The organism is Streptomyces sp. NPDC101776 (assembly GCF_044766845.1).
Taxonomy (GTDB): domain Bacteria; phylum Actinomycetota; class Actinomycetes; order Streptomycetales; family Streptomycetaceae; genus Streptomyces.
Genome location: NZ_JBIWMV010000025.1, coordinates 114,935 through 138,114, shown reverse-complemented (window position 1 = coordinate 138,114; position 23,180 = coordinate 114,935). Strand labels below are relative to the sequence as shown.

The following is a 23,180-nucleotide window of genomic DNA, read 5'->3' as shown; positions in this document are numbered from 1 at the left end:
GGACCCTCGACAAGTCCCATCGTTGCAGGTCAGGAGCACTCTTCGCTTATTTGATCAAGGCATGGACGAGCACGCTCATGAAAGCGCGAGGCTAGGACGACAGGCCCCGTGGACTGGGTGCTGTCGTTGGGAACCAGAGTGCATCCGGTTGCCAAGAGGCCAAGGCCAACGCCGGTTGCGAGCAGCCGTCTGCTGGATATGGGCATGTATGGAGAACCTTTCTGCTGCACATGACTTCGTCGTCAAGGCAGACAGCACTGGAAATTTCTCGGAGTTGTTCGGCCTGCGATCCACCGGAACGGATGCGGAATTCACGCCTTCAGGAGACATATCAGGCATATGGCGTGAACCGCCAAGCGGGGCGACCCGCCCATACCGCGCAGCACCCTTCTCGCATCGACCGGCGAAATCGATCCCGGTCGACGCACTGGCGATTCCAGGGCCGTCCAGAGGTGCAGCCATTCTCGCGAGGGTCACTTTCATTCATATATGCCCGACTTTGAAACTTGAACGTTCTAGCGGCCAGGTGGAAGACCTTCTCTGCATGATCGGCACGACGGAGACCGTGGGTAGTTTCAGCAGCCGAATTGACGCAGGCGGAAGCTAACAGAGCAGATCCCAGGAGGTGAGGGCACGGTAGTGCAATCTTTGCTTGCGCTCTGCGCATGCTCGTACACAACCCGCCTCCCCACCCGCCGGGGAAACCGTGGCGGCTTCGTGGGTGAGGCGGCGGGTCATGAAAGGTGATGGCGGCGAGTTGGATCATGGCGGCCGAGCAGTAGGGGTGCGTTCGACGATTTCGAGGTCGACGCCGAGGCCGATTTCGAGGCCGAGGCCGGCGGCGTGCTCGACGAAACGCTCGCGGCAGCCTCCGTCGACCCCGACCTTGCGCAAGCCGGGGTGGTCGCCGGCAGTGTGCTCCGTCAGAGCGCAGAACGACGGACCGGGGCAGTAGCAGACGGACTCGCTCCTGAGCGGAATCCGCATGAAGCACCCAGTATTTTCACCAAGTACGCCGGCTGATCTGCCGCGCGGGACCGCTTCGATCACCGCCGCCGACCCCGGCGTGAACCGCGGTGCCCTCGCCGATCAGGCCGTACCGCCATGCGCGCCGCCGAAGTACGGGTCCGGCACGGTCATGCCGGGGTTGCCGAGGAAGATCCCGAGCGGCGGGGCATGGCAGGTGTCGGAGAAGCCACGCTCCGAGGCGTACTCATCGAGCAGGGACGCGGACGTACCCGGCGCCATGGAACAGTCGACGCCGAGCATGTGCAGGCCGGCCCGCGGCATCCACAAGTAGCGCGAAACCTGCCAGGTCGAGGACGGCAGATCATGATCGGCGAACCGCCTGCCCCGCTCCAGCACGAGCACCCGGTACCCCTTCTCGGCCAGCCGCAACGCGGCCACCGCGCCCCCGAACCCGGAGCCGATCACGACCCGGTCATAGTCGAACTTCCGCCCCGGATCAGTCATTCAGGTTCTCTCCGCGGGACGCAGGTGATGACTCGGCTCCGGGGCCCACTCCCCTTTTTCCGGCCGGCCGGGGTGCTGTCGGATCTCAGCGGCCAGTGCTCTTGCTCCGGTGGACTTCACCAAGACATTCCAAGTCGACCTCGTCGTACGCGACTTGGACCAGCTCCACAGGACGCTCCTGGGTACAGCGGGCTTTCTCCACTTCGAAGCTAGGACCCCGTGACCCGTACGCCATCCGTCATACGACTGCACCGCCGTCGCGATCGCGGCCGGAACGGGTATCTGCGAACCCCCTCCTGGATCCGCTCCCCCGCTCACAGAGCCTCACCACCCCCAGCCGTACCGTGCCGCCCGCGGCCCGGCAGATCTCCAGGAGCCCCGGTGACAGCGTTCGAGTCCGAACCGGACAGCGCCCGCATACCGCCCCCCGGGCTGCCCGAGGGAGACAACCCGGGGCCTTCCCGATCCTGGCTTGCCATCGGGTTCCAGCTGAGCCTGGGCGCGCTGCTGGCGTACTCGCTGGTCCAGGCGGTCGAGAGCATCGTCAGTATCGTGATGCTGACCCTGCTGGCGCTGGTGATCGCCATCAGCGCGGAACCGTTCGTGCAGGCCCTGCTCCGGCGGGGGCTGCCCCGGCCCTGGGCGGTGACGATCGTGATCGTCGGACTGACCCTCTTGCTGGGCGCGCTGTCGCTGCTGTTCGTCACGCCCATCACCAACGAGGTGAACGCCCTGGCCCGGAATGTGCCGATCTGGCTCCAGGAGCTCCAGAACCACCACTCCGAGCTGGGCAAACTGGAGGACAAGTACCACGTCGCCGAGAAGGCCAAGCAGGCATTGGGCTCGGGCGGCGCCGACAGCGTGGCGAGCGGGCTGCTGGGGGCCGGGCAACTGGTGGTCACCACGGTGAGCGGGCTGTCCCTGGTGATCACCCTGACCATCTACTTCCTGTCCGGGCTGCCCACGCTCAAGAAGTTCTGCCTGCGCTTCGTGGACGGCAGCCGCCGCGAACACGCCGCCGAGATCACCGACGAGATCCTGTCGCGAACCGGCCGCTACATGCTCGCCAACGTCGCCACCTCGATCATCGCCGGGGTGGCCACCTGCGTCTGGTTGCAGATCTTCGACGTCCCCTATCCCGCCGCGCTGGGCGTCTTCGTCGCCGTCATGGACCTGGTGCCGATGGTGGGGTCCACCATCGGCGGGATCGTGGTGTCGCTGGTGGCCCTGGTGGTCTCCTGGCCGGTCGCCATCGCCACCGCGGTCTTCTACGTCTTCTTCCGGGTGGCGGAGGACTACCTGATCACGCCCAAGGCGATGAAGTACGCCGTGGAGGTGCACCCGCTGGTCACCGTCCTGGGCGTGGTGATCGGCGGGGACCTGCTGGGGCTGATCGGCGCGTTGCTGGCGATACCGACCGTTGTGGCCATCGGGCTGTTGCTCGAAGACGCCGTCTTCCCCGAATCGCCGCCGCCTGAAGATCGGCCGCCGGGTCAGGGGCCGGCGCGCGGCAGGTCGCGCCACTGCTCGACACTCCAACGGGCCGGTCGGGTGGGCCGGTGAACCAGGCTGCCGAGCTGGTGAACAGGACCGCGTCCCATCGGCGTTGGGCTCTGAAGACTCCCGACGCGACGGCGATCACAGCGTGCCGGGCTGATTCGGGCGATCCGGTGGCATTGCGGTTGCCCAACTGGTGGCAGGTCAACGCGCTGGCGCGACGCACCTGTTCGGCCAGCAGCATGCCAACCTGGTCATCCTTGCCGGCACCGAGTCCAGACCGAACATCACGGCCAACTCCTGTCAGGTCAGGGGCCCTTGGCTGAGCCGGTCCCGGTCCCAGACCGCGAGCGCGGCGAGGATGCGCTGGTCGCCCACCGACCTCGCCGCGGTCGGCGCTGACGATATCGATGTTGGTGGCCAGGACTTGCCCCTCAGGACGCTTCGACGAGGTCGAGCGGACGAGGGCAGTGCGGCGGGGCAGGAGTGCTCGTACGTAGCGCGGGTTGTTGTTCGACGAGGTACTCGCTGCGACTATGTTGATCCCCTTGCCGCAGCCCAACCAGGCTGCCCGCAAAGGGACTTCACCCATCGGGGACACCGGTCGGCAGGGAGGGTACACATCGTCAAGGCCTCCGCTGTCGCGGGAATTCTCTGCTACCTGATCGGCTGCTTCCAGGTCGTCATGACCGTCCCGGCACACGCATGCCCCGACCTGCTCGAACTGCGCCCCACGATTCATCTGGTCCGTTACGACAGCGGCTTTCTGCCGCCGCGGGCGACCTGCCACTGGGACGACGGTACGCACAAGGACTTCGTGAGCGGCTGGATCAATCCACTCGCCCTCACCTGCGCGGTCGTCCTGGTGACGGCGCTCGTCCTCTCCTACGGCCGCCTCCGGAACCACAGGGCGGCCCGGACGACCAAACCGCCACCAACCCGACAACCGCCGGTGTCAGAATGACCGCCATGTCCAACTCCTATGCGCAGCCCATTCTCAGAACGACTGATCTCACGGACGGCCTGCGCGTTGTCGCGCGGTTGCTCGCGATCGCCGATCTGCGGAATCTCGAAGTCGATTTCGAGGCATGGGTCTCCTCTGCGGACGTTCTCGCGGAACTGCTGGAATTGATTCCGAACGCAGAGTGGTTTACGCGAGGGCACCTAGCCGGCTCCCCGGACGACGAGGCCGATCCGACAACACACTTCCCCGTCCGGCTGCGGGGGTGGGCCATGCCCCCGGAGACGGTCGAGCCGTTCCTCAAGGCGGTGGGCGAAAGCCCCGCCTCGGTCCGGTGGGATTTCGACGCCTGGCCCGAGGCTCCGGAAGTGGGCCTGGGTGTCGGCGGTACGAGAGGTGCCTTCGTGACGTTGTGCGTGAACGTCCGTGACCTCGACCTGGAGCAGCCCGCGCCCGATCACACGGTCTTCGTCCACGTCAAGCAGATCGAGGCCGAACGCGCGCCGTGGCTCGCGGCCCAGGTCGGTCTGAGCGTGATCGGCGACCTGGAGATGGCTCCGTACTGAGAAGCCCATCCCCACCGGACCCCATCCCCACCAGACCCATCCCCACCGAAGCCCATCTCCACCGGAGCCCGACATCTCCACCTCGGCCCGACATCCCCGCCGCGTGCCGGTCACCCCCCGCGGCGCTGCTCCAGCATCCACTCGTAGACCTCGGGATTGTCGTACGTCCGCGTCCAGGAGTCGTGGCCCACCCCCGGATAACGGGTGAACCTGACGGGACTGCCCAGCTCCCGCAACGCCCCGACGATCTGCTCGGTGTGCTGGATGAGGATGCTGGAGTCCTCCTCCCCGTGGAACGTCCACACCGGCAGTTCGGCGATCCGGGGGGCGATCTCGGGCATCCAGGACCCGCAGATCGGCAGGACGGCCGCGAACCGGTTCGGGAACCGTGCCGCCAGCGCCCAGGTACCCGTCCCGCCCATGCTGAGGCCGGTGCAGTACACCCGGTCCTCGTCGATCCGGTGGTGCGCCAAGACCTCCTCGACCAACGCGTACAGACCGTCGAGTTCACACGACCAGGCGCTGTACGCCGGACACTGCGGGGCCACGATCACGAAGGGAAGGTCCGCGCCCTGCGCCGCCTGCTTCACCGGCCCGTGGACGGTGAGCGCCGACGGATCGTCGCCGCGCTCGGAGGCCCCGTGCAGAAAGAGGACCAGGGGCCACTTCTTCGATTCGTCGGCCTGATAGTCGTCCGGCACATGTAAGGCGTACGGCAGCTTATTTCCCGTGTCGTCGACCGTGAACGTACGGAATTGCAGAGGTGAGGTCACCTGGCACCTGCCCGAAGTAGGGAATTCACCTGATTCGAGGGCTCAAGATACCTCCACTATCTTTATGGCCGGGAGTACCGCTCCTACCGGCGGCAGGGACGGGATGGCGACGATGGCTGCGGCGAACAAGACCTACGGGGGAATCCTGCGAGCCTTCGAGACCCGCCTGACCACCTGGATGTTCCTCGTTTCCGAACGAGGGGATCGGCGGGAGGCGGCGGTCGCTGCCGCCGAAGCCGACGAGGCCGTGGCGGAGCTGCTCAGGCTTCGACCGGGAAGGATCCACCGGAAGGCCGCGAACGGCGTGTGGACCCCGGCTTCCGACGTGCTGGCGTTCCGCTCATGGCTGTGGTTCGTGATCGCCGTCCTGCTAGGCGTCGGAAGCCTCCTGCTGATCCCGGGCAGTGGGGCCACCGGGCGGTACGTGCGGATCGCGTTGTCTCTGGTCCCCGCGGTGCCCAGCGCGCTGTTCGCATCACGCCAGTTGAGTCACCTGCTGGCCGAACGAGCCCTGCGAGTCGGGGCAGTTGAACAGAACACCCTTGTCTGGATCGGCCGTTGGCTCAGTGGAGGCACGGTACTCGTCCTCACGCTGGGGATGTGGGGGCTCTGGATGACAGTGCTCGTCTGACCGGTGCCTCTCAGCCGACACCGATCGATGCCCGCCGGTTACCAGTTGATCTCGGCCAGCAGGAAGGGCTCGTCCTCGGGAGCCTCCTTGCGGGCTCGCAGGGCGCGCTCGGCGGGGGCGCCGACCGGTACGCGCAACGGGGGTTCGGGGTGCTCGACCGTGTCGGCGACCGCGGCGGCCACCTCCTCCGGGGTGATGACATCGCCACGGAGCGCGGGCAACTCGTCGTAGAGCGGGCTGTAGGGGTCGTTCTCGCCGAGGAACACCCTGGCGCGTTCGCCGCCGCCCGAGGAGACCGCTCCGGGCTGTACGACGCTCACCTTGACGCCGAAGTGACCCGTCTCGATGGCGAGCGTCTCGGCGAGTGCCTCCAGTGCCCATTTGCTGGCGCCGTAGGGGCCGATCATGGGCAGCACCAGGCGTCCCTGGATGCTGGAGATGAAGACGAGACGGCCCGCCCCTCTCTCCCGCATGGCGGGGAGCACGGCCTGTACGACCCGCAGCGCGCCCAGGGTGTTGACCTGGAAGAGCCGTTCGACCTCCGCGAGCGGGACGCTCTCCAACGGCGCGCGCACGGTCTCGCCGACGTTGCTGACCAGGACGTCGATGTCACCGGCGTCCCGGACGGCTCGGTCGACGCTCTCCTGATCCGTGACATCGAGGCGAAGACGCCGGTCGACGGGGAGGTCGGCCAGCGTTTCCGGGTTGCGGGCGGTGGCGATCACCCGATGACCCCGGCCCTCCAGCGTGACGGCGACGGCCCGGCCGATCCCTCTGGACGCACCGGTGATGAGTACGGACGACGACATGACGTACCTCGTCTTTCGTGGGGGTCGCCGGCAATGGCAACGGCAGTTGTGGCAAAGGCAGTTGTGGCAATGGCTCAGGCTGCGGCTTTGTCGCCGACGACGTTGCCCCGCATGAGCCATGTCGGCCCTTCGGCGTACGCGCCGGCCTCGGCGAAGAACGCGGCGAAGTACGGACCGGCGGCATGCGCGTTGAACGCGTCGACGTCCGCGTAGACCTCGTTCAGGTAGAAGACGTCCGGGTTCTCCTCGTCCGCGACGACCTCGAACCGCTGCGGGCCGGGCTCGTTCGCGAGGGAGTCACGCGCGGTCCTGCGGGCCGCCCGGACGAAGTCGTCGCGACGGTCCGGCTGGACGGTGAAGGACACAAGGAACTGGTACATACGGCGCTCTCCTCAAGGTCGACCTGGTCAGTTCAGTGACTGAACTGCTCCTGGTGGACACCGTAGCACTGTCAGTTCAGTGAGTGAACCGCCGCTGGTAGAATCGGGCGCATGACGCTCCCCAACACCTACGCGGACGGGAACTGCCCCCTCGCTCGGACGCTGGAGGTCGTAGGAGAGCGATGGACGCTCCTGATCGTCCGCGACGCGTTCTACGGGGTCCGGAGGTTCGGCGACTTCGCCACCCAGCTCGGGATCCCGCGAGCCGTGCTGACCAACCGGCTGAAGTCGCTGACGCAGGAAGGCGTGCTCACCCGCGAGGACGACGGAGCCGGCCGCGTCGAGTACCGGCTGACGGACAAGGGCGTCGCCCTGTGGCCGGCCGTGCACGCGATGATGAACTGGGGCGAGGCCTTCTACTCCCCGCACGGAGCGAAGCGCGTCCTCCGCCACGACCTGGACGGCGGCCTCCTCGACCACGACGGCCACTGCCAGGACTGCGGTACGACCGTCCCGGTCCCGGAGATCCGCATCGAACCCGGCCCCGGTTTCCGGGAGTCGGGCCGTGAGGCCGATCCCGTGTCCGACGCGATCAACACACCACGGCGGCTCCTCGACCCGATCGCGACGGCCCCGGCACCCGGCTGAGCCGACGGACTCCCGAGGCCGCTCCCGGGGCTGCGCGATCGTCGACCGTCCTGGTAACTGCCGTATGCGCCAAGGCGGTTACTCCCCTCAGCGGGAGCGTTCCGCGAGGGTGAGCAGCAGATGGGACGACTTGGGACGACTCCGGACGGAGGTAGTCCGAGTGGGCGCCCACCGGGTTGAGCCTGGCGCCCCGGTAGAGCCAGTCCGCGTTCACGTTCACGTTCACGTTCACCAGCCTGTTGTCCAGATCGAGTTGGGGATACGTGGCGTCGGTCGGGAGCAGCTTCGTCCAGAACGGCTCGACCGGGGCGGCGCGGGTCGTGCGGTGGACCAGCCCAGCACCGGCGGGGGCTCGGCGGCCCGCTGCACCGCCTCGCAGAGGAAGCGGCCGCCGAAGGAGTGGCCCATCAGACGCAGGTACTGGCCGCTCCTGCCCGCGAGGACCGCCGGGGCCGTCGGGTCACCGCGCTCGCCGTCCAGGTAGCCCAGCAAGTGGCCTACGACGTACGGGGCGTGGCCCTTGCCCTCCGCGCTCATCGCGTGCGCGCGGTCCCGGATGCGCTCGTAGCCCCCCTTGAGTTTCGAACGGCTCGACGACGGCCAGCGCACCACCACGCACCACGGCCGGTATCCCGCCTTCAGACCGGGGTACCGGTCGTCGCCTGCGCGGGCGGGGTCCGGCAGCTGTGGACCCAGACATGGATGTCCATCCGACCCATGAAAGGGTCCGCCGGGAGCGGCGGGAGATTGTGCAGGCCGAGCGGTGGCTGGATACGGAGCGCGGCTTCGCGTACGGCTCGGGGAAGAGCGGTGGCCGTGTGTTCGGCGTGGGGGTCGACGCGGAGCCGGGAGCCGTCGGAATCGTGCTCGGACGTGCTGCTGCCACCGCGCGGAGCGGCTGGGCGCACCGCCCGTTCATCGGCGCTGATCTCCATGTGTCCCCCGCGTACGCCGAACTGTCAACGGCACTTTGCCGCAAGGGAGTTGTCACCGTTGACGACTTCCGCAAAACCGGCGTCACCAGCGCCGGGACTGGAGTATTCGGCAGTTGCGACCCTGTTCGCGGACCGGTCGAGGCATGGGCCCGACGCCCGCACGAAACCACAACCGTCCAGTGACAGAACCGTCGCAATGACCACCACAACGAGTTGCCGGATCCGCAGGTCCAACTGGGCGAGAAGACGGGCTGATCCACTCGTCGGCTCGGGCGCGGTAGTCGGCCGTGCCACACACGCATCCTGGGGGAAACGTTGAACAGCACCGCACGCACGCTGCGTTCGTCCGTCACAGCCGTGGGGGCCGGGCTGTTGCTGGCCGCCACCGGTGCGGCCCTGGCGCCGGCGGCCACCGCCGCGCCGGAGGACCCGCAGCCGCCGGCACTCGCCGTCTCCACCGCGGCGCCGACGGAGATCGGACTGGCGGGCCGGCCGGTCGGCTTCACCACCACGGCGTCCAACGTCGGTACGGACGACACCAGTTCGGCACGGTTGATCTACCACGTCGACGGTGGTGCCGGCCTGCCGCCGAACGCCGTCAGCCTGGAGTACCGGCTCAGCGGAACGACATGGAAGACGGTGCCGCTGACCCTGTCCGGCACCCAGTTCTCCGGCGAACTGCCCGAGTCCTTCCCGCTGGCCGCCGCCCGGTCGCGCACCGTACAACTGCGCCTCGGCCTGCCCATGGGCACCCCGCACCACGGCGACAGCAACGGAGGCACCCAGAGCCTGAAGCTCACCACCCTTGTCTCCTACGGCAGTTCGGGCGCCGCCAACGACACCGACGAGGACACCGTCAAGGTCGACGCGCCCACCGTCGGTCTGTCCGCCGTACCCGCCACCGTCACCGCGGGCGGGCCCGGCATCACCTTCCAGGCCACCGTGAAGAACCCCACCTCCTCGGCGTACGAGAACCTGACGGAGGTACTGTTCACCAGCCGCTACGCCACCGTGCAGGTACTGCGTTCCGGCGCCTGGAAGACGCTTCGGCCGATCACCGCCGGCGCCGAACCGGACGTCTACGGCTTCGACATCATCGGCAAGGACGCCTCCATGGCGGCGGACAGCGGCACGGTCACCAAGATCCGCCTGGCCTACCGCAAGGACGCGCCGGCCGGGACGACCACCGTGCACCCCTGTGTGTTCGTCAACGAGGGATCGACGCCGTTCACCGGCACCACCTTCTGCGGCGCGTCGGCGGCGACCGTCGTGAAGGCGGCGGCCTCCGGCACCACCCCGACGGCGTCGACGACACCCTCCGCGTCCAGCAGCTCCTCCGCATCGGCCACCCCCTCCGCGACCACCTCGCCGACCGCCACCACGACGTCCTCCGGTACGACCTCGGGAACAACCTCCTCCGGTACGACCACGCAGCTCGCCCGGACCGGGAACGACGGGGTCTCGGCGACCACCGTGAGCGCCACGGCACTCATCACCGCCGGAGTGGGCACGCTGGGCGTCATCGCCCTGCGCCGCCGCCAGAACCGGCTCTGAGACCGGGGCCCGAATTGAAGTGCCTCGCGTAATTGATCGGCAATTCCTTTGACGGCTTCGCCATCGCTGTGGCAGCGCCCCCTGTTGGCGCTGCCATTGTCAGCCTGACCACTCAACCGCGCTTTGAAGCGGTCTCGCCTCCGAGCTGCCACATTTCATAATTCCCGCATTCTGCCGTGATCTCGGCCGACGCCTGAGCCGCGGTGACGAAGTCATCGACCAGTGGCGAGGTGTGCGATACCGCCACCGCGAGGCACACCTGCTCGGGCGCCAGTTCCGGAATGGGCACATAGACGACGTCCGGATGCGAGGAGAACACGCTCGCCGAACGGGCCAGGAAGGAGATGCCCCGGCCGGCCGCGACATGTTCGAGCGTCTCGTCCACCCCGCGCACCGCGTACCCGACGTTGGGGTGCGGGCGCCTGGTGGGCTGCGTGCCCGGGTCGGCAGGCCAGACCAGCGGTTCGCCGGCCAGGTCGGCCTCGGTGAGCTCCTCCTTGCCGGCCAGCCGGTGGCCCGCGGGCAGCACCGCCACCCGCGGCTCGGCGTACAGCGGGGTGACGCGCAGACCGGCCTCGTCGATGGGCAACCGCACATAACCGACGTCGATACGGCCGTCGAGCAGCATCGCGGCCTGCTCGTCCCCTTCGATCCGCTGCACGTCCACGACCACGTCCGGGTGCCGGGCCTCGAACGCCCGCGCCGCCGGGATGACCGGGATACCGGCCCGGAAACCGACCATCAGCCGTCGGCTGCCCCGCGCGGCCACGGTCACCCGGCGGCGGACCGCGTGCGCGGAGGCGAGCAGCGGACCGACGTCGGCCAGCAGCTGCCGGCCCGCGTCGGTCAGTGCCACGCCGTGGCGGTCCCTGGTGAACAGCGAGGCGCCGAGATCCTGCTCCAGCGCACGGATCTGCCGACTGAGCACCGGCTGCGCGATATGCAGCTCGTCGGCGGCGCGGCCGAAGTGCAACCGGTCGGCCACGGCGGCGAAGTAACGCAGTTTGCGCAGGTCCAGATCCATGGCGGCGCCTCCCGGTCCGGTGATGCCTTCAGGGTATCACCGCGACCGAAACAGGTCTTGGACACTCCACTCGGACCAATGGCAATCTGAATAGGTACCCAATGGGGCCGGAGCGAATTCGGCACAGGAATTCTTCGGCATTGACGACATAACCGCCAACGGCGACGGATCGTCATGGCGTCCTATTCAGCTTCAGAAAGCAGGATCAGCAATGGGCAGCATCAGCATTATCGGTCTGGGAAACATGGCCCGCGCCCTGGCCGGCCGGGCGCTCGCCGGCGGCAACACCGTCGAGATCATCGGCCGCGACCAGGCCAGGGCCAAGGAACTGGCCGCCGCGCTCGGCGGGGCCACTGTCGGGACGGCGGGCGCCGCCCCGGCCGGGGACATCGTTGTCCTCGCCGTGCCCTACGCCGCCGCGGCGGCGGTGGTGGTGAGCGAGTACGGGGACGCGCTACAGGGCAAGGTCATCATCGACATCACCAACCCCGTCTCCCCCGATTTCCTGGGCTTCGTCACCCCCGACGGCAGTTCCGGCGCGCAGGAGATCGCCAAGGCCGCCCCCGCCGACGCTCATGTCGTCAAGGCGTTCAACACCCTGTTCTCCCATGTCCTGGCGGCCGGCCCCGCCGAGGGCCGCCCGTTGGACGTGTTCATCGCCGGCGACGACGCGCAGGCGAAGGCACGTGTGTCGGCGTTCGTCGAGAGCCTGGGACTGCGCCCGATGGACGCCGGACAGCTGGAGATGGCACGGGCGCTGGAGAACGCCGGGCTGTTGATGATGGGCCTCGTGGCCCACTCCGTGAAGCACACCGACTTCTCCCTCGGCGTCAGCCTTCTCGGCTGAGAACACCCCCTCCACCTACTGTCAGAGGGAGCAGCGGCATGCGCGTTTTCGTCACGGGCGGGACCGGCCATTCCGGTTCGTACATCATTCCGGAGCTCATCGCCGCCGGACACGAGGTGACCGGCCTGGCCCGGTCGGACACGGCCGCGGCGGCGCTGTCCGCGCTCGGCGCGAAGGTGCGGCGCGGCGGCCTGGAGGATCTCGACGGGCTCAAGGAGGCGGCCGCGGACTCCGAGGGCGTCATCCACGTCGCGCACAGGCAGGATCTGCTTCCCTCCGGCGGGATCGACGCCGTGGCCGCCGCGGAGCTCCCGGTCATGCTCGCGTACGGCGAGGCACTGGCGGGAACCGGAAAGCCGCTGGTCGCGGCGGGGAGCATCCGCTCGCCGGGGAACCTGGGCCGGCCGGTCACCGAGGAGGACCCGGCCCTTCCCGGCGGCGACGAGTACAAGGGCACCCTGCGGGTCCGCAACGTCGTGGAAACCGCCGTGACCAGCCTCGCCGAGCAGGGAGTACGGTCCTCGGTCGTACGCATCGCCAACATCGCGCACAGCACGACCGATCGCGCCGGCTTCCTCGTGCAGCTGATCGCGCTCGCGAAGGAGAAGGGCTACGTCGGCTACCCCGGGGACGGCGCGAACCTGTGGAACGCCGTGCACGCCCGCGATGTCGCCACCTTGTTCCGCCTGGCGCTGGAGAAGGGGCCGGCCGGCAGATACTGGCACGCGGTCGGGGACGGGGCCGTCCCGCTCCGCGAGATCGCCGAGGCCATCGGCAGCCGTCTGGGCCTGCCCGCCCTGAGCGTTCCCGCGGACGTGCTGATGGTGCCGGGATACTTCGGGTTCCTCGCGAACATCGTCACGCAGAGCTACCCGGCGTCCAACCTCGTCACCCGCCGGACCCTCGGCTGGGAACCCGTTCAGCCCGGCCTGCTCGCCGATCTGGACAACGGCCATTACTTCTCCGCCAGTTGATCGCGGGCCGTACCGCCTGACGGCGACTCACGACCAGGGGAACCCCTCAGGTCTGCCCCCGACTCTGCCCCTGCGGACTCCCCCTCCCCCGGGCCCCCGTCCAGTAAGGGGGAAGGGCACCCGTAACAGAGCAGGGCGCCGACCGAAGGGGAACCGTGTACGCGTATCCAGGGAGAGAACCGCTCGAACGGTGACCGTGCCGGCGCACCCCCCGTGTCCCGGCCCGCCGCCGCCCTGCCGCCGCTCGCCGCGCTCCAACAGGCCGCCGGGAACGCCGCGGTGAGCCGCGCGATCCAGCGGGCGCGGGACGAGCGGCAGGCCGAGGAGCCGCGCATCCTCCAGCGCGCCGAGCGGGCGTACTCGGCGACTGGGCGGGACGGCTGAAGGAGCTGGAGAAGGACGGGAAGGCCGAACTGGCCCAGGCCAAGACGGATCAGGAACGCGCCGCCCTGTACCGGGACTTGATCGGCAAGCGCGGCAACATCGGTTCGTGAGCGGGTAGTCGGCGCCCGGCTGCCATCCGCGAGAACAACCGGATGGCAGCCGGACCGACGACCGTAGGAACAGCCGGAAGAGAAGCCGTATGAACAGTCGGACGGACAGGGCTAGTTGCTGCAGGCCGTGCCGTTGAGCGTGAACCCGGACGGCGCGGAGTTCTTGCTGTTGTCCCACGTGCCGAGGAAGCCGAAGGTGAAGCTGCCGTCCGCGGCGACGTTCTTGTTGTAGTCGGCGGCGGTGGCGGTGACCCGGGAGCCGTCCTGGGCGACGCTCGCGTCCCACATCTGGGTGACCTGCTGGCCCTCGCGGTAGGACCAGGCGACACGCCAGGTGTCGAGGGCCTCGGTGGTGGTGACGGTGACGGCGGCCTGGAAGCCGTCGGGCCACTGGCCGACGAGGTCGTAGGTGACCTCGCAGCTCGCCGGCGCGGGCGTGTCCGAACCCGAACCGCCACCGGAACCCGCGCCCGGACTCCGCGTCGGGGCGGGTGAGTTGCTCGCCGTGGCCGAGGCGGTGCCCTGGGGTTCCGTGTCGGGGTTCTTGTCCCCGGGGGCGGTCGCCGTGCCGCTCGTGGCGGGCCTGCCTGACGGGGAGGCCGTGCCCGAGGGGTGGCCGCCGATGGACGAGATGTTGGGGCCGGGATCGGCCACCACCTGGCGGTCGGAGTCGTCGCCGGCCGCGTTGTCGTGCCCGGAGCCGCCCATCGGCATCATCGACACGCCGAGCGCCACCAGCGACAGCAGGACGGCCGCGGCGAGCAGTCCGTTGCGTACGAGGCGCGCCTTGCTCGCGCCCTCCTTCGGCTCCCCGGCCTCGAGTTCGGCCATGGGTCGGCCCGCGCCCAGCCGTACCTCGGCGGCCCGGCGGCGGCGCTCCAGATAGGCGAGCCCGCCCCAGCCGATCACCCCGCCCGCGAGGGCCGCGGGCAGTCCGCCGCCCGCCAGCCGCAGACAGGCGGCGGCTTCCGCGCACTGCACACAGGTCGCGAGGTGCCGTGAGAGGTCCTCGGGTGTGTCGGCGGTCGGCGAGCGGGTCACCGCGTCCAGCAGCCGGGCGTAGCTGCGGCACTCCGCGGCCATCGGTGTGTCGAGGTGGCTGCGGTGGCAGCGGTCCCTGAACAGGGCCCGCACCTGGGCGAGTTCGCTGGAGACGAGCGCCGGGTCCAGACCGAGCCGGCGGGCCACTACGGGCAGCGGCAGCGCCTCCACCTCGGCCAGCCACAGCAGCGCGGCGTCCGCCTCCTGGAGGTCCCGCAGACCGCGCAAGGCGATCGGGCGTTGCAGCGGCATGCCGTGATAGCGGGCCGCCTTCTCCGAGTTGAGCCACAGCCGCAGGTCCGGGTCGAGCCGGTGCCCCCGCCCGGCGAACTCCCAGGCCGCCGCCGTGGTCCGTACGGCGGTCAGCAGCAGCGGTATCACCGGCAGGACGCGACGGGCCGGTCCGCGCATCGGGCCGGACCCGGCGGAACGGGCCTCCTGTATGCCCAACGCGAAGGCCTCGCCGGCCAGCTCGGTGGCCGAGGCGGCGCCGGACGTGCACAGGTCGGCGTAGGACAGCACGGCGTCCCAGCTCTCGGTGAACAGCGCTGCCTCAGCGGCGTCCTGAGGAGTCGGCAGGTCGGGCATGGGTCTCCTGCATCCACGAATGACGGCCAACTAGCTCTGACAGTAAGCGAGTTGGAGGGGGGCTGCCTCGTGACAGAGCCAGAGCCTTTCACGCGTCCCACACAACTGACAAGCCGCGTATTCAATTACGGTAACTGTCAGTCGCCTCTGTGCAGTTGTACGTGCCCGAGCCTCTCCTGGCTCACCCGTCGCAGAAGTTGGCCACACCGTTACCTTACAAAGGCGCGGGCTCCTCGGCGGGGAGACTGTCCATGAAGGAGCTGACGGAGAAGACGGCGCGGCCGGGGCCCGGTTCGCCGTATCCGGGCGGGGACTTGAGCCCGAAGTCCTCCATCGTGGCGCGGTAGGCCTCCAGCAGCCGGATGTGGTACTCCAGCGGCGCGCCCTGCGGGTTGGCCTTGCCCAGCGGGGTGGTCGGCTCGGGGCACCAGGTCGTGAAGCGGGGCGTGATGCCCTGCGACATGAAGAAGCGCAGGCCCTCGGTGGTGGACGCGATCGCCTCGTCGACGGTCGTGAAGCCGAACGGCTCCGCCATCTCCACGCCGGCCACGAAGTTGGGGATCACGTTGCGCGCCCCGAAGATCTCCGCGGAGTCGAGGATGCGCTTGTGCCACTCGGCGCGGCCGACGTAGCGCTCCTTGCCCGGGCAGTGCAGCTTGAACAGATACTCGTCCCACACCTCGTAGTTGGGGTGGTAGATCTGCACGCCGTAGTCCTTGAACCGCTGTACGTCGTCCTTCGGCAGCGCCTGGGCCACGACCTTGCCGATCCACCGCCCCGGGAACCGCTCCTCGATGGCCTTGGCGTAGTGGCCGTAGAAGTCGGCCTCGTCACGCCCGGCGACGGTCTTGGTGATCGCGCCGCCGGTGAGGGTGTAGGCGGTGGACACCTTCGCGGTGTCGTACCGGTCGATGATCTCCAGCGCTTCGAGGACCTCTTCCACATCCTTGACACCGGTGTACGGGCGCCCGGCTGCCTTGTGCTGGCGCCAGTTGTGGTTGATGTCGCAGTACTGGCACTCCTCCTTGGCACCGAAGTACTGGCAGACGCGGAAGACGGTCAGGTAGATCAGGTAGCCCCACTGGATGGTCGGGGCCACCTCCATGACGGACTTCCCATTGGCGAGCTTGTGCTTGTAGTACTCGGGCATCGGCGGCACCCCGACGTCCGCGATCCGCTTCCCGTCGAGGTAGAGCCCGAGGACCCCGTCCTCGTCGGAGGCCACGCGGTACGGCGACGTCGGGTTCACCCGCACGGAGACGACGGTCCGTCGCAGGTCGTACGGGCCGCCCGTGAGGATGATCTCCTCCGGCGGACGCCTCAACGCTGCCTCGCCCAGCTCGGGCAGGGTGCCGTGGTCGAAGGAGAAGATGAAGTACGACTTCGGCTTCACCTCGCCGTCCTCGTTGTCGCTGAGCGCGGACGGGTCGAAGGCGACACCCCCGCGCAACAGGTCCTCCTTGAAGACGGCCTCCCGCGGCACATGCGGAAAGCGCTCCATCAGATCCTCGACCAGCGCGGTACGGCTGCCCATCCGTGTCTCCTCCCGACTCAGGCGCCCTGCTCAGGCGTACGACTCCTCACGGTATGCCCCCGGCGGTCGGGCGGGAGGGGCGGGGTTGGTCGGGGGCGGGTGGGTTTGGTGCCGTCGGGATGCGTCAGGTGTCTTTGCGGCGGAGGAGTTGGCGTGGGTTGGGTGAGTCGGGGTGGGTGGGGTGAGTCGGGCGGGTGGGGTTGAGGGGCGGTGCGGGTTCGGCGCCGCCGGGGCGCGCGGTGGTGCGTGCTCGCCGTCACGGCACAGCGGTCGCCGGGGGTACGCCGGGTCGCGGGGCGGGGATGGCTCGGCACCGCCGGGACGCGCCGTGGTGGCTGCTCGCCATTGCGGCACAGCGGTCGCCGGGGGTACGTCGGCCCCGGGGCAAGGACGGCTCGGCACCGCCGGGACGCACGGTGGTGCGTGCTCGCCGTTGCGGCGGGATTCTCTTGCGGGCGGACTCAAGAGCGGGCCCGGGGGGCCCAGGAGAGCGGGCCCGATCGGCCCGGTCGAGCCGCCGGACCACCCTGCCACCGGGCCGCCGCGCTGCCCGACCGCCGGACCACCGCACCACCCGACCACCGCACCGCCGCGCCGCCCGATCACCGCACCACCGCACCGCCGCGCCACCCGACCACCGGACCGCCGCGCCGCCCGACCACCGCACCACCGGGCCGCCGCACCACCCGACCGCCGGACCACCGCACCACCCGACCACCGCACCACCGCACCACCCGACCACCGGACCGCCGCGCCGCCGCACCACCCGACCACCGCGCCGCCCGACCACCGCGCCGCCGCACCACCGCACCACCGCACCACCGCACCACCGCACCGGGGCAGAGCGGCAAGACGCCCCCGGCGTCACCACCCCCTCCACGGCGCGGGAACACCACCAGCACGGCAGCACCACCTGCACGGGAGCCCCACCGGCACGGAGAGATGATCGCCGGGTCAGCCCTGCCCGGTACCCCCGCGGCGCGCGATGTGGTCCGGCACCGGGATGTGCGGGGGCAGCACGGGGTCCGGTACCGGCGTGCCCCAGGTCGAGGTCAGCGGGAGCGTGCCAGCCCACAGGCCCAGATCCGCGTCCGGGCTGTCCCCGTCGTCGGGGCCGCCCGTGCGGATCTTGACGGAGGCCTCGTCCAGGGAGAGGACGAGGAGGGTGGTCGCGGCGAGTTCCTTGCGGTTGGGGAGGCGGGCGTACGACCACTGTCCGGGTGTCGCGTGTTCGGTGAGGCGGCGCAGGCCGGCCAGTTTCTCGTCCGGGTCGGTGACCTTGCGGGGCACCCCGTGGATCATCGCGCTGCGGTAGTTGACCCCGTGCTCGAAGACCGACCGGGCCAGCACCAGCCCGTCGACATGCGTGACGGTGACGCACACGGGGCCGCCGCCCGCGAGGCTACGACTCGCGACGGAGCCGTGGAGATACAGATCCCGCCCGTCCCGCCCGTACACCGTGGGGACCACGACCGGGCGCCCCTCGATCACCACCCCCAGGTGGCAGACGAACCCGGCGTCGAGGATCGCCTCCAGGTCGGCCCGGTCGAGGCTGCCCTGCTCGCGGAGCCGGCTGTGGCGGGTGAGGTCGGTGACGGGGAGCGCGTCGGTCATGACAGCAGAGGCTACCGATATCGCAGGACATAGGCTACAGATTGATGCATCACGTCACTTTCACCGCCGCAACGCGACTAAATCCGCACTCGCCATCGGCAGGTGAGAGGGTCGGGGGAAACGCACGAACCCGGAGGGACGGCAGGGATGACGGAGACGGTCACCAACTGGGCCGGCAACATCACCTACGCGGCGAAGGAACTCCATCGCCCGCGCACACTCGACGCGCTCAGGACCCTCGTGGCCGAGAGCACTCGGGTACGGGTGCTGGGCAGCGGCCACTCCTTCAACGAGATCGCCGAACCGGGCCCCGAGGGCACCCTGCTGTCGATCGCCGCCCTGCCCCCCGAGTTCGACGTGGACACGACGGCCCGGACGGTACGGGTCTCGGGCGGCGTCCGGTACGCGGAACTGGCCCGCCGGGTGGCCGCGCACGGGCTCGCGCTGCCCAACATGGCGTCCCTGCCGCACATCTCGGTGGCCGGCTCGGTGGCGACCGGCACCCACGGTTCGGGCGTCGGCAACGGCTCGCTGGCGGCAGCCGTCCGCGAGGTCGAGATCGTGACGGCGGACGGCTCCACGGTGACGATCGCACGCGGCGACGCCCGCTTCGACGGCGCCGTCACCTCCCTCGGCGCGCTCGGCGTCGTCACCTCCCTCACCCTCGACCTGGAGCCGGCCTTCGAGGTCGAGCAGTACGTCTTCACCGAACTCCCGCTCGCCGGGCTGGACTTCGAGACGGTGGCGGCCTCGGCGTACAGCGTGAGTCTGTTCACCGACTGGCGGGGGCCGCGCTTCGGGCAGGTGTGGCTGAAGCGGCGCACCGACCAGCCGCCGGCCGACTTCCCGTGGGCCGCGCCCGCGACGACGGCGATGCATCCGGTGCCGGGGATGCCCGCGGTCAACACCACCGAGCAGCTCGGGGTAGCGGGGCCGTGGCACGAGCGACTGCCGCATTTCCGGGCGGAGTTCACCCCGAGCAGCGGCGAGGAACTGCAGTCGGAGTACCTGCTGCCGCGCTCGACGGCGCTCGACGCGCTGCACGCGGTCGACGGCATCCGGGAGACGGTCGCCGGTGTCCTCCAGATCTGCGAGGTACGGACGGTCGCCGCCGACGCGCAGTGGCTGAGCCCCTCGTACGGACGGGACACGGTGGCACTGCACTTCACCTGGATCGCGGACACGGCGGCGGTACTGCCCGTGGTGCGGCGGCTGGAGGAGGCGCTGGACCCCTTCGACGCGCGGCCGCACTGGGGCAAGGTGTTCACCACTCCGGCCCAGGTGCTGCGCGGGCGCTACCCGCGCCTCGGCGACTTCGCGGCGCTGGCCCGGGACCTCGACCCCGAGGGCACATTCGCGAACGCCTTCGTCCGGGACGTACTCGGCGACTGACCTTCCGATGACAGGACGGGACCGGCTCGGCGACGACCGGCCAAGTGGCAACGGTGACCGACTTGGCCGCGACTTTGTATAGCCCCTTTCCTAACCCCTTGTCGAACCTCGGCCGCTGCCCATAGCCTTGCGGCGCGCCGATGCCGTCGTGCCTCGGCATGACGCGAGGGGGAAGGGATGGCGGCCACTCCGCCGAAGCGCACATCACGCGACATCCGGACCGCGAACCGCTACGAGGTGCTGCGCCAGATCATCGCCGAATCACCCACCTCCCGGCAGGAGTTGGCCGCCGTCACCGGTCTGAGCCTGGCCACGGTGGCCACCCTCGTCGGTGAGCTGCTCGACCTCCACATGATCACCGAGGTCGGTTTCGAGGACTCTGCGGGGGGCCGCCCGCGCGGTCTCGTGGCGGCCAACGCGTCGGGGGGCGCGCTGATCGGTGTCGACATCGCGGAGACGTACGTCCACGTCGAACTCTTCGACCTGGCGCTGAACGTGCTGGCCCGCGCCGACGAGGACATGCGGCCCGGCGAGAGCCTGCCCGAGCAGGTGGTCAGCCATGTGGCCGCCGCCGTCGGGGCGGTGGTCGCGCAGGCCGGCATCGAGGGCGCGCGGGTGCTGGGCGTCGGGGTGAGCGTGCCGGGGCAGGTGGACCGCGACACCGGTGTCTCGGAGTACGCCCCCAACTGGGACTGGCACGACGTGCCGTTGCTCGACCTGCTGTCCGAAGTGATCGCCTATCCCCTGTACTTGGACAATCCGCTGCGCGCCTGCGCGGTCGCCGAGATGTGGTTCGGTGCGGCGCGCGGGCGCGGGGACGCGGTGGTGGTCAACCTCGGGACCGGCGTCGGCGCGGGGCTCGCGCTCGGCGGGGCCCTGTACCGGGGGGTGAGCAACAGCGCCGGCGAGTGGGGCCACACCACGCTCGTGCTGGACGGACGGCTGTGCCGCTGCGGCAACCACGGCTGCGTGGAGGCGTACGTAGGCGCGCCCGGAATCATGCTGAATCTGAGGGAGTTGAGCCCCGAGAGCCCGCTGCTGCACTCCGAGGACCAGACGGCCACCATCGACGCCCTGGCCCGCGGCACGGACGCGAACGACCCCGTGGCCCTCAAGGTCGTCCGGGAGACGGCCCGTTACATCGGCGCGGGCATCGCCAACCTGGTGAACATCCTCAACCCCGAAGTCGTCGTGCTCAGCAGCTGGGTCGCCCGCAGGCTCGGTGAACCGCTGCTGCACGAGGTGCGCGAGGCCGTCCAACGGCACGCGCTCAGGCGGCCGTTCGCCGCCACCCGGATCGTCCTCTCCCCCATTCTCACCGACCCGGCGTGCCTGGGCGCGGCGACGTTCGCGCTCGAAGGGGCACTTCAGTCGGTCGGGCAGAGGGCAGGCAAGCGCACCACCCAGGCAAGGAGCCGTACCGCACTACCTTCATGACGACGGAAGGGATGCACATGACCCACCCCCACCCCAGGAGATCGGTCCTCGCGACAGCGGCGGCCTCGCTCGCTGTCACAGGGGCCCTGATCTCCGCACCGCCCGCGAACGCCGACGGCGTCGCACCGGCGGAAGTCTCCCCCCACGCGGCCCAGACCATCGACAACATCGGCGCGTCCGGCGCCTGGTGGGTCAACGACCTACAGAACTTCACCCCCGCGGTCCAGTCCCGGGTGGCCCAACTCCTGTTCTCCGCGAAGGGGTTGGACCTCTCCTCCTACCGCTACAACATCGGCGGTGGCGGCGCGGCGGTCAGCACTCCGGCCCGCGCGGCCCAGGACTTCCTGAACGCCGACGGGACGTACGACTGGAGCAAGGACAAGGGCGGCCGGACGTTCCTGAAGTACGCGGCGAAGTACGGCGTCCAGGACCTGATCGGGTTCGTCAACAGCGCGCCCGCGCGGTGGACGACCAACGGGCAGAGCTGCGGCGGCCAGTTGAAGCCGGAGAACGAGGGCGACTACGCGAAGTACATCGCCGACGTCACCGCCCACTTCGCGAAGCAGGGCGCGAAGTTCGACTACGTCAGCCCCTTCAACGAGCCCAACAACGACTTCGGCGACTGCGGTCAGGAGGGCATGCAGGTCACCGTCGACCAACGCGACGACATCGTGCGGGCGTTGGGCGCCGAGCAGCGGGCCCGGAAGCAGAAGACATCCATCATCGCCGACGAGTCGAGCAGCACCGTCAGCTTCAGCACGGAGGTCCCGCAGTGGATCTCGCAGCCGGACACCGCCCAGTACGTGTCCGACCTGGCGCATCACACGTACAACAACCCGAACGACGGCCAGTTGGGCAATGTCTACGAGACGGCGAAGACGGTCGGCAAGCCCTCCTGGGCCACCGAGATCTGCTGCTTCGGCAAGGGCACCACCGGCTGGAACCAGGAGTACGACCCGACGATCGACAACGCCCTGCTGATGTCCCGGATCATCTACAAGGACTTCGCGAGCGCGCACGACTCGGCGTTCCAGTGGTGGGTGGCCCTCGCGAGCGGTTACGGCACGGACCCGGCCGCGCGCAACGACGTCGGCTGGAACGACGGGCTGGTCTACTACGACCCCGACTACGCGACGAACGGCAACCAGACCCTGTACTTCACCAAGCGGTACTACGCGCTCGGCCAGTACAGCAAGTTCGTCCGCCCGGGCTCGGTCGCGCACAACGTGACGGGCGCGCCGAGCGGGGTCGAGGTCAGCTCCTACGACCGGGACGGCAAGTGGGTCGTCGTGGTCAACAACCAGAACACCACGGCCACTTCACTCGACCTGCACTTCAACAGCAAGACGCCGGTGCGCGCGACCCAGGCGGTACGGACGTCGGCCACGGAGAACTGGGCGAAGGCCGCGAAGCCGGACGTGAGCGGCTCCACGGTGTCCGCGAGTCTCGCGGCCCGCTCGATCACGACGTACGTCTTCGACCAGAAACCCCGTAAGGGCCAAGGCAGTTCGACGGCCGTCACCGGCGCGCTCCAGGGCAGGCAGTCCGGCAAGTGCCTGACGGCGGACGTCTCGGGGGCCGCGATCGGCACCTGCGCGGGCGGGGTCGGGCAGACGTGGTCGTACGACGCGAAGGGCGGCCTGAAGGGTGCCAACGGGTATCTGACGGTGGGGAGTTCGGGGCTGACGACCACCGCCGGCTTCACGGGTGATCCCGGCCAGCGATGGCTGCTGAACGCCAACGGACAGATCCTCAGCGAGGCGTCCGGGAAGTGCCTCGACGTGAGCGGGCAGGCGACCGCGGACGGCAGCAAGGTGATCCTCTACAGCTGCAACGGCGGGGCCAACGAGGCCTGGTCGAAGGTGTAACGACCACCTGGACGCGCGGTGCGGGCCGTCCACTTGGCGGCCCGCACCCCCGTCACGTCCGGTATTCCGAACGCTGCACAACGCTTCGAACAGACTTCGTCCAACCCCTTGCCGAAGGCTTAGGCGAAGGTTAACGTCCC

23 protein-coding genes are annotated in these 23,180 nt (G+C 69.5%); 12 read left to right on the top strand and 11 right to left on the bottom strand.

The features are described from left to right. Window positions 1-762: 762 nt before the first annotated feature. Together ACIRRY_RS45210 and ACIRRY_RS45205 are read right to left on the bottom strand one after the other, a co-directional pair. Window positions 763-987: a hypothetical protein gene (locus ACIRRY_RS45210; protein WP_403985069.1), complete on the bottom strand. Its 225-nt coding sequence runs from the start codon at window positions 985-987 to the stop codon at window positions 763-765. A 102-nt stretch (window positions 988-1,089) separates the two neighbouring features. Beyond that, window positions 1,090-1,473 carry an FAD-dependent oxidoreductase gene (locus ACIRRY_RS45205; protein ID WP_403985067.1) on the bottom strand — a complete coding sequence of 128 codons (384 nt, stop codon included), beginning with the start codon at window positions 1,471-1,473 and terminating at the stop codon, window positions 1,090-1,092. Window positions 1,474-1,854: 381 nt separating this feature from the next. Here ACIRRY_RS45205 and ACIRRY_RS45200 point away from each other — a divergent pair, with 381 nt between their 5' ends. From ACIRRY_RS45200 to ACIRRY_RS45190, 3 genes are all read left to right on the top strand, one after another. Continuing rightward, on the top strand, window positions 1,855-3,036 hold the full coding sequence (locus tag ACIRRY_RS45200; RefSeq protein ID WP_403985065.1) for an AI-2E family transporter: 1,182 nt from the start codon (window positions 1,855-1,857) through the stop codon (window positions 3,034-3,036). A gap of 619 nt (window positions 3,037-3,655) precedes the next feature. Further along, window positions 3,656-3,934 carry a hypothetical protein gene (locus ACIRRY_RS45195; RefSeq protein WP_403985063.1) on the top strand — a complete coding sequence of 93 codons (279 nt, stop codon included), beginning with the start codon at window positions 3,656-3,658 and terminating at the stop codon, window positions 3,932-3,934. Between the two features lie 5 nt (window positions 3,935-3,939). Further along, a complete protein-coding gene (locus ACIRRY_RS45190) occupies window positions 3,940-4,497 on the top strand; it encodes a hypothetical protein (RefSeq protein WP_403985061.1) in 558 nt (185 codons plus the stop codon). A gap of 110 nt (window positions 4,498-4,607) precedes the next feature. Here the strand turns inward: ACIRRY_RS45190 and ACIRRY_RS45185 are convergent, their stop codons facing one another. Next, window positions 4,608-5,270 (bottom strand): prolyl oligopeptidase family serine peptidase, encoded by a 663-nt coding sequence (locus ACIRRY_RS45185; protein ID WP_403985059.1) that lies wholly within the window; start codon window positions 5,268-5,270, stop codon window positions 4,608-4,610. 64 nt (window positions 5,271-5,334) lie between these two features. Between ACIRRY_RS45185 and ACIRRY_RS45180 the strand changes: the two genes are divergently transcribed. Next, window positions 5,335-5,901, top strand: a complete 567-nt coding sequence (locus ACIRRY_RS45180; protein ID WP_403985057.1) for a hypothetical protein — start codon at window positions 5,335-5,337, stop codon at window positions 5,899-5,901. A 38-nt stretch (window positions 5,902-5,939) separates the two neighbouring features. Here the strand turns inward: ACIRRY_RS45180 and ACIRRY_RS45175 are convergent, their stop codons facing one another. Both ACIRRY_RS45175 and ACIRRY_RS45170 read right to left on the bottom strand, forming a co-directional pair. Further along, window positions 5,940-6,710, bottom strand: coding sequence for an SDR family oxidoreductase (locus tag ACIRRY_RS45175; RefSeq protein WP_403985055.1), 771 nt, complete (start codon window positions 6,708-6,710; stop codon window positions 5,940-5,942). 74 nt (window positions 6,711-6,784) lie between these two features. Next, the gene (locus ACIRRY_RS45170) at window positions 6,785-7,090 is read right to left on the bottom strand and encodes a putative quinol monooxygenase (RefSeq protein ID WP_403985053.1); all 306 of its coding nucleotides are present in this window, start codon (window positions 7,088-7,090) and stop codon (window positions 6,785-6,787) included. A gap of 111 nt (window positions 7,091-7,201) precedes the next feature. On the opposite strand from ACIRRY_RS45170, the gene ACIRRY_RS45165 reads away from it, so the two are divergent. After that, on the top strand, window positions 7,202-7,738 hold the full coding sequence (locus tag ACIRRY_RS45165; protein WP_403985051.1) for a winged helix-turn-helix transcriptional regulator: 537 nt from the start codon (window positions 7,202-7,204) through the stop codon (window positions 7,736-7,738). 228 nt (window positions 7,739-7,966) lie between these two features. Here ACIRRY_RS45165 and ACIRRY_RS45160 read toward each other — a convergent pair whose 3' ends face one another. Both ACIRRY_RS45160 and ACIRRY_RS45155 read right to left on the bottom strand, forming a co-directional pair. After that, window positions 7,967-8,347 (bottom strand): hypothetical protein, encoded by a 381-nt coding sequence (locus tag ACIRRY_RS45160; RefSeq protein ID WP_403985049.1) that lies wholly within the window; start codon window positions 8,345-8,347, stop codon window positions 7,967-7,969. Between the two features lie 29 nt (window positions 8,348-8,376). Beyond that, window positions 8,377-8,673: a hypothetical protein gene (locus ACIRRY_RS45155; RefSeq protein WP_403985047.1), complete on the bottom strand. Its 297-nt coding sequence runs from the start codon at window positions 8,671-8,673 to the stop codon at window positions 8,377-8,379. A 315-nt stretch (window positions 8,674-8,988) separates the two neighbouring features. On the opposite strand from ACIRRY_RS45155, the gene ACIRRY_RS45150 reads away from it, so the two are divergent. Continuing rightward, window positions 8,989-10,227 carry a hypothetical protein gene (locus ACIRRY_RS45150; RefSeq protein WP_403985045.1) on the top strand — a complete coding sequence of 413 codons (1,239 nt, stop codon included), beginning with the start codon at window positions 8,989-8,991 and terminating at the stop codon, window positions 10,225-10,227. Window positions 10,228-10,339: 112 nt separating this feature from the next. Here ACIRRY_RS45150 and ACIRRY_RS45145 read toward each other — a convergent pair whose 3' ends face one another. Next, window positions 10,340-11,251 carry a LysR family transcriptional regulator gene (locus ACIRRY_RS45145; protein WP_403985043.1) on the bottom strand — a complete coding sequence of 304 codons (912 nt, stop codon included), beginning with the start codon at window positions 11,249-11,251 and terminating at the stop codon, window positions 10,340-10,342. A 211-nt stretch (window positions 11,252-11,462) separates the two neighbouring features. Here ACIRRY_RS45145 and ACIRRY_RS45140 point away from each other — a divergent pair, with 211 nt between their 5' ends. The 3 genes from ACIRRY_RS45140 (at window position 11,463) to ACIRRY_RS45130 (ending at window position 13,456) form a co-directional block, all read left to right on the top strand. Then, window positions 11,463-12,098, top strand: coding sequence for an NADPH-dependent F420 reductase (locus tag ACIRRY_RS45140; RefSeq protein WP_403985041.1), 636 nt, complete (start codon window positions 11,463-11,465; stop codon window positions 12,096-12,098). 38 nt (window positions 12,099-12,136) lie between these two features. Further along, window positions 12,137-13,072 carry an SDR family oxidoreductase gene (locus ACIRRY_RS45135; protein WP_403985039.1) on the top strand — a complete coding sequence of 312 codons (936 nt, stop codon included), beginning with the start codon at window positions 12,137-12,139 and terminating at the stop codon, window positions 13,070-13,072. Between the two features lie 213 nt (window positions 13,073-13,285). After that, on the top strand, window positions 13,286-13,456 hold the full coding sequence (locus tag ACIRRY_RS45130) for a hypothetical protein (RefSeq protein ID WP_403985037.1): 171 nt from the start codon (window positions 13,286-13,288) through the stop codon (window positions 13,454-13,456). Window positions 13,457-13,677: 221 nt separating this feature from the next. Here the strand turns inward: ACIRRY_RS45130 and ACIRRY_RS45125 are convergent, their stop codons facing one another. From ACIRRY_RS45125 to ACIRRY_RS45115, 3 genes are all read right to left on the bottom strand, one after another. Further along, window positions 13,678-15,195 (bottom strand): cellulose binding domain-containing protein, encoded by a 1,518-nt coding sequence (locus ACIRRY_RS45125; protein WP_403985035.1) that lies wholly within the window; start codon window positions 15,193-15,195, stop codon window positions 13,678-13,680. A gap of 214 nt (window positions 15,196-15,409) precedes the next feature. Beyond that, on the bottom strand, window positions 15,410-16,729 hold the full coding sequence (locus tag ACIRRY_RS45120; RefSeq protein ID WP_403985033.1) for a radical SAM protein: 1,320 nt from the start codon (window positions 16,727-16,729) through the stop codon (window positions 15,410-15,412). A 954-nt stretch (window positions 16,730-17,683) separates the two neighbouring features. Then, the gene (locus tag ACIRRY_RS45115; RefSeq protein ID WP_403985031.1) at window positions 17,684-18,343 is read right to left on the bottom strand and encodes a pyridoxamine 5'-phosphate oxidase family protein; all 660 of its coding nucleotides are present in this window, start codon (window positions 18,341-18,343) and stop codon (window positions 17,684-17,686) included. A 147-nt stretch (window positions 18,344-18,490) separates the two neighbouring features. On the opposite strand from ACIRRY_RS45115, the gene ACIRRY_RS45110 reads away from it, so the two are divergent. The 3 genes from ACIRRY_RS45110 to ACIRRY_RS45100 all read left to right on the top strand — a co-directional run bounded on the left by ACIRRY_RS45110 (window position 18,491) and on the right by ACIRRY_RS45100 (window position 23,040). After that, entirely contained in the window at window positions 18,491-19,735 is a 1,245-nt protein-coding gene (locus tag ACIRRY_RS45110) for an FAD-binding protein (protein WP_403985029.1), read from the top strand. 177 nt (window positions 19,736-19,912) lie between these two features. Next, window positions 19,913-21,172, top strand: a complete 1,260-nt coding sequence (locus ACIRRY_RS45105; RefSeq protein WP_403985027.1) for an ROK family transcriptional regulator — start codon at window positions 19,913-19,915, stop codon at window positions 21,170-21,172. Then, a complete protein-coding gene (locus ACIRRY_RS45100) occupies window positions 21,169-23,040 on the top strand; it encodes a glycoside hydrolase (protein ID WP_403985025.1) in 1,872 nt (623 codons plus the stop codon). The genes ACIRRY_RS45105 and ACIRRY_RS45100 overlap by 4 nt, the downstream gene beginning before the upstream one ends. Window positions 23,041-23,180: the final 140 nt, after the last annotated feature.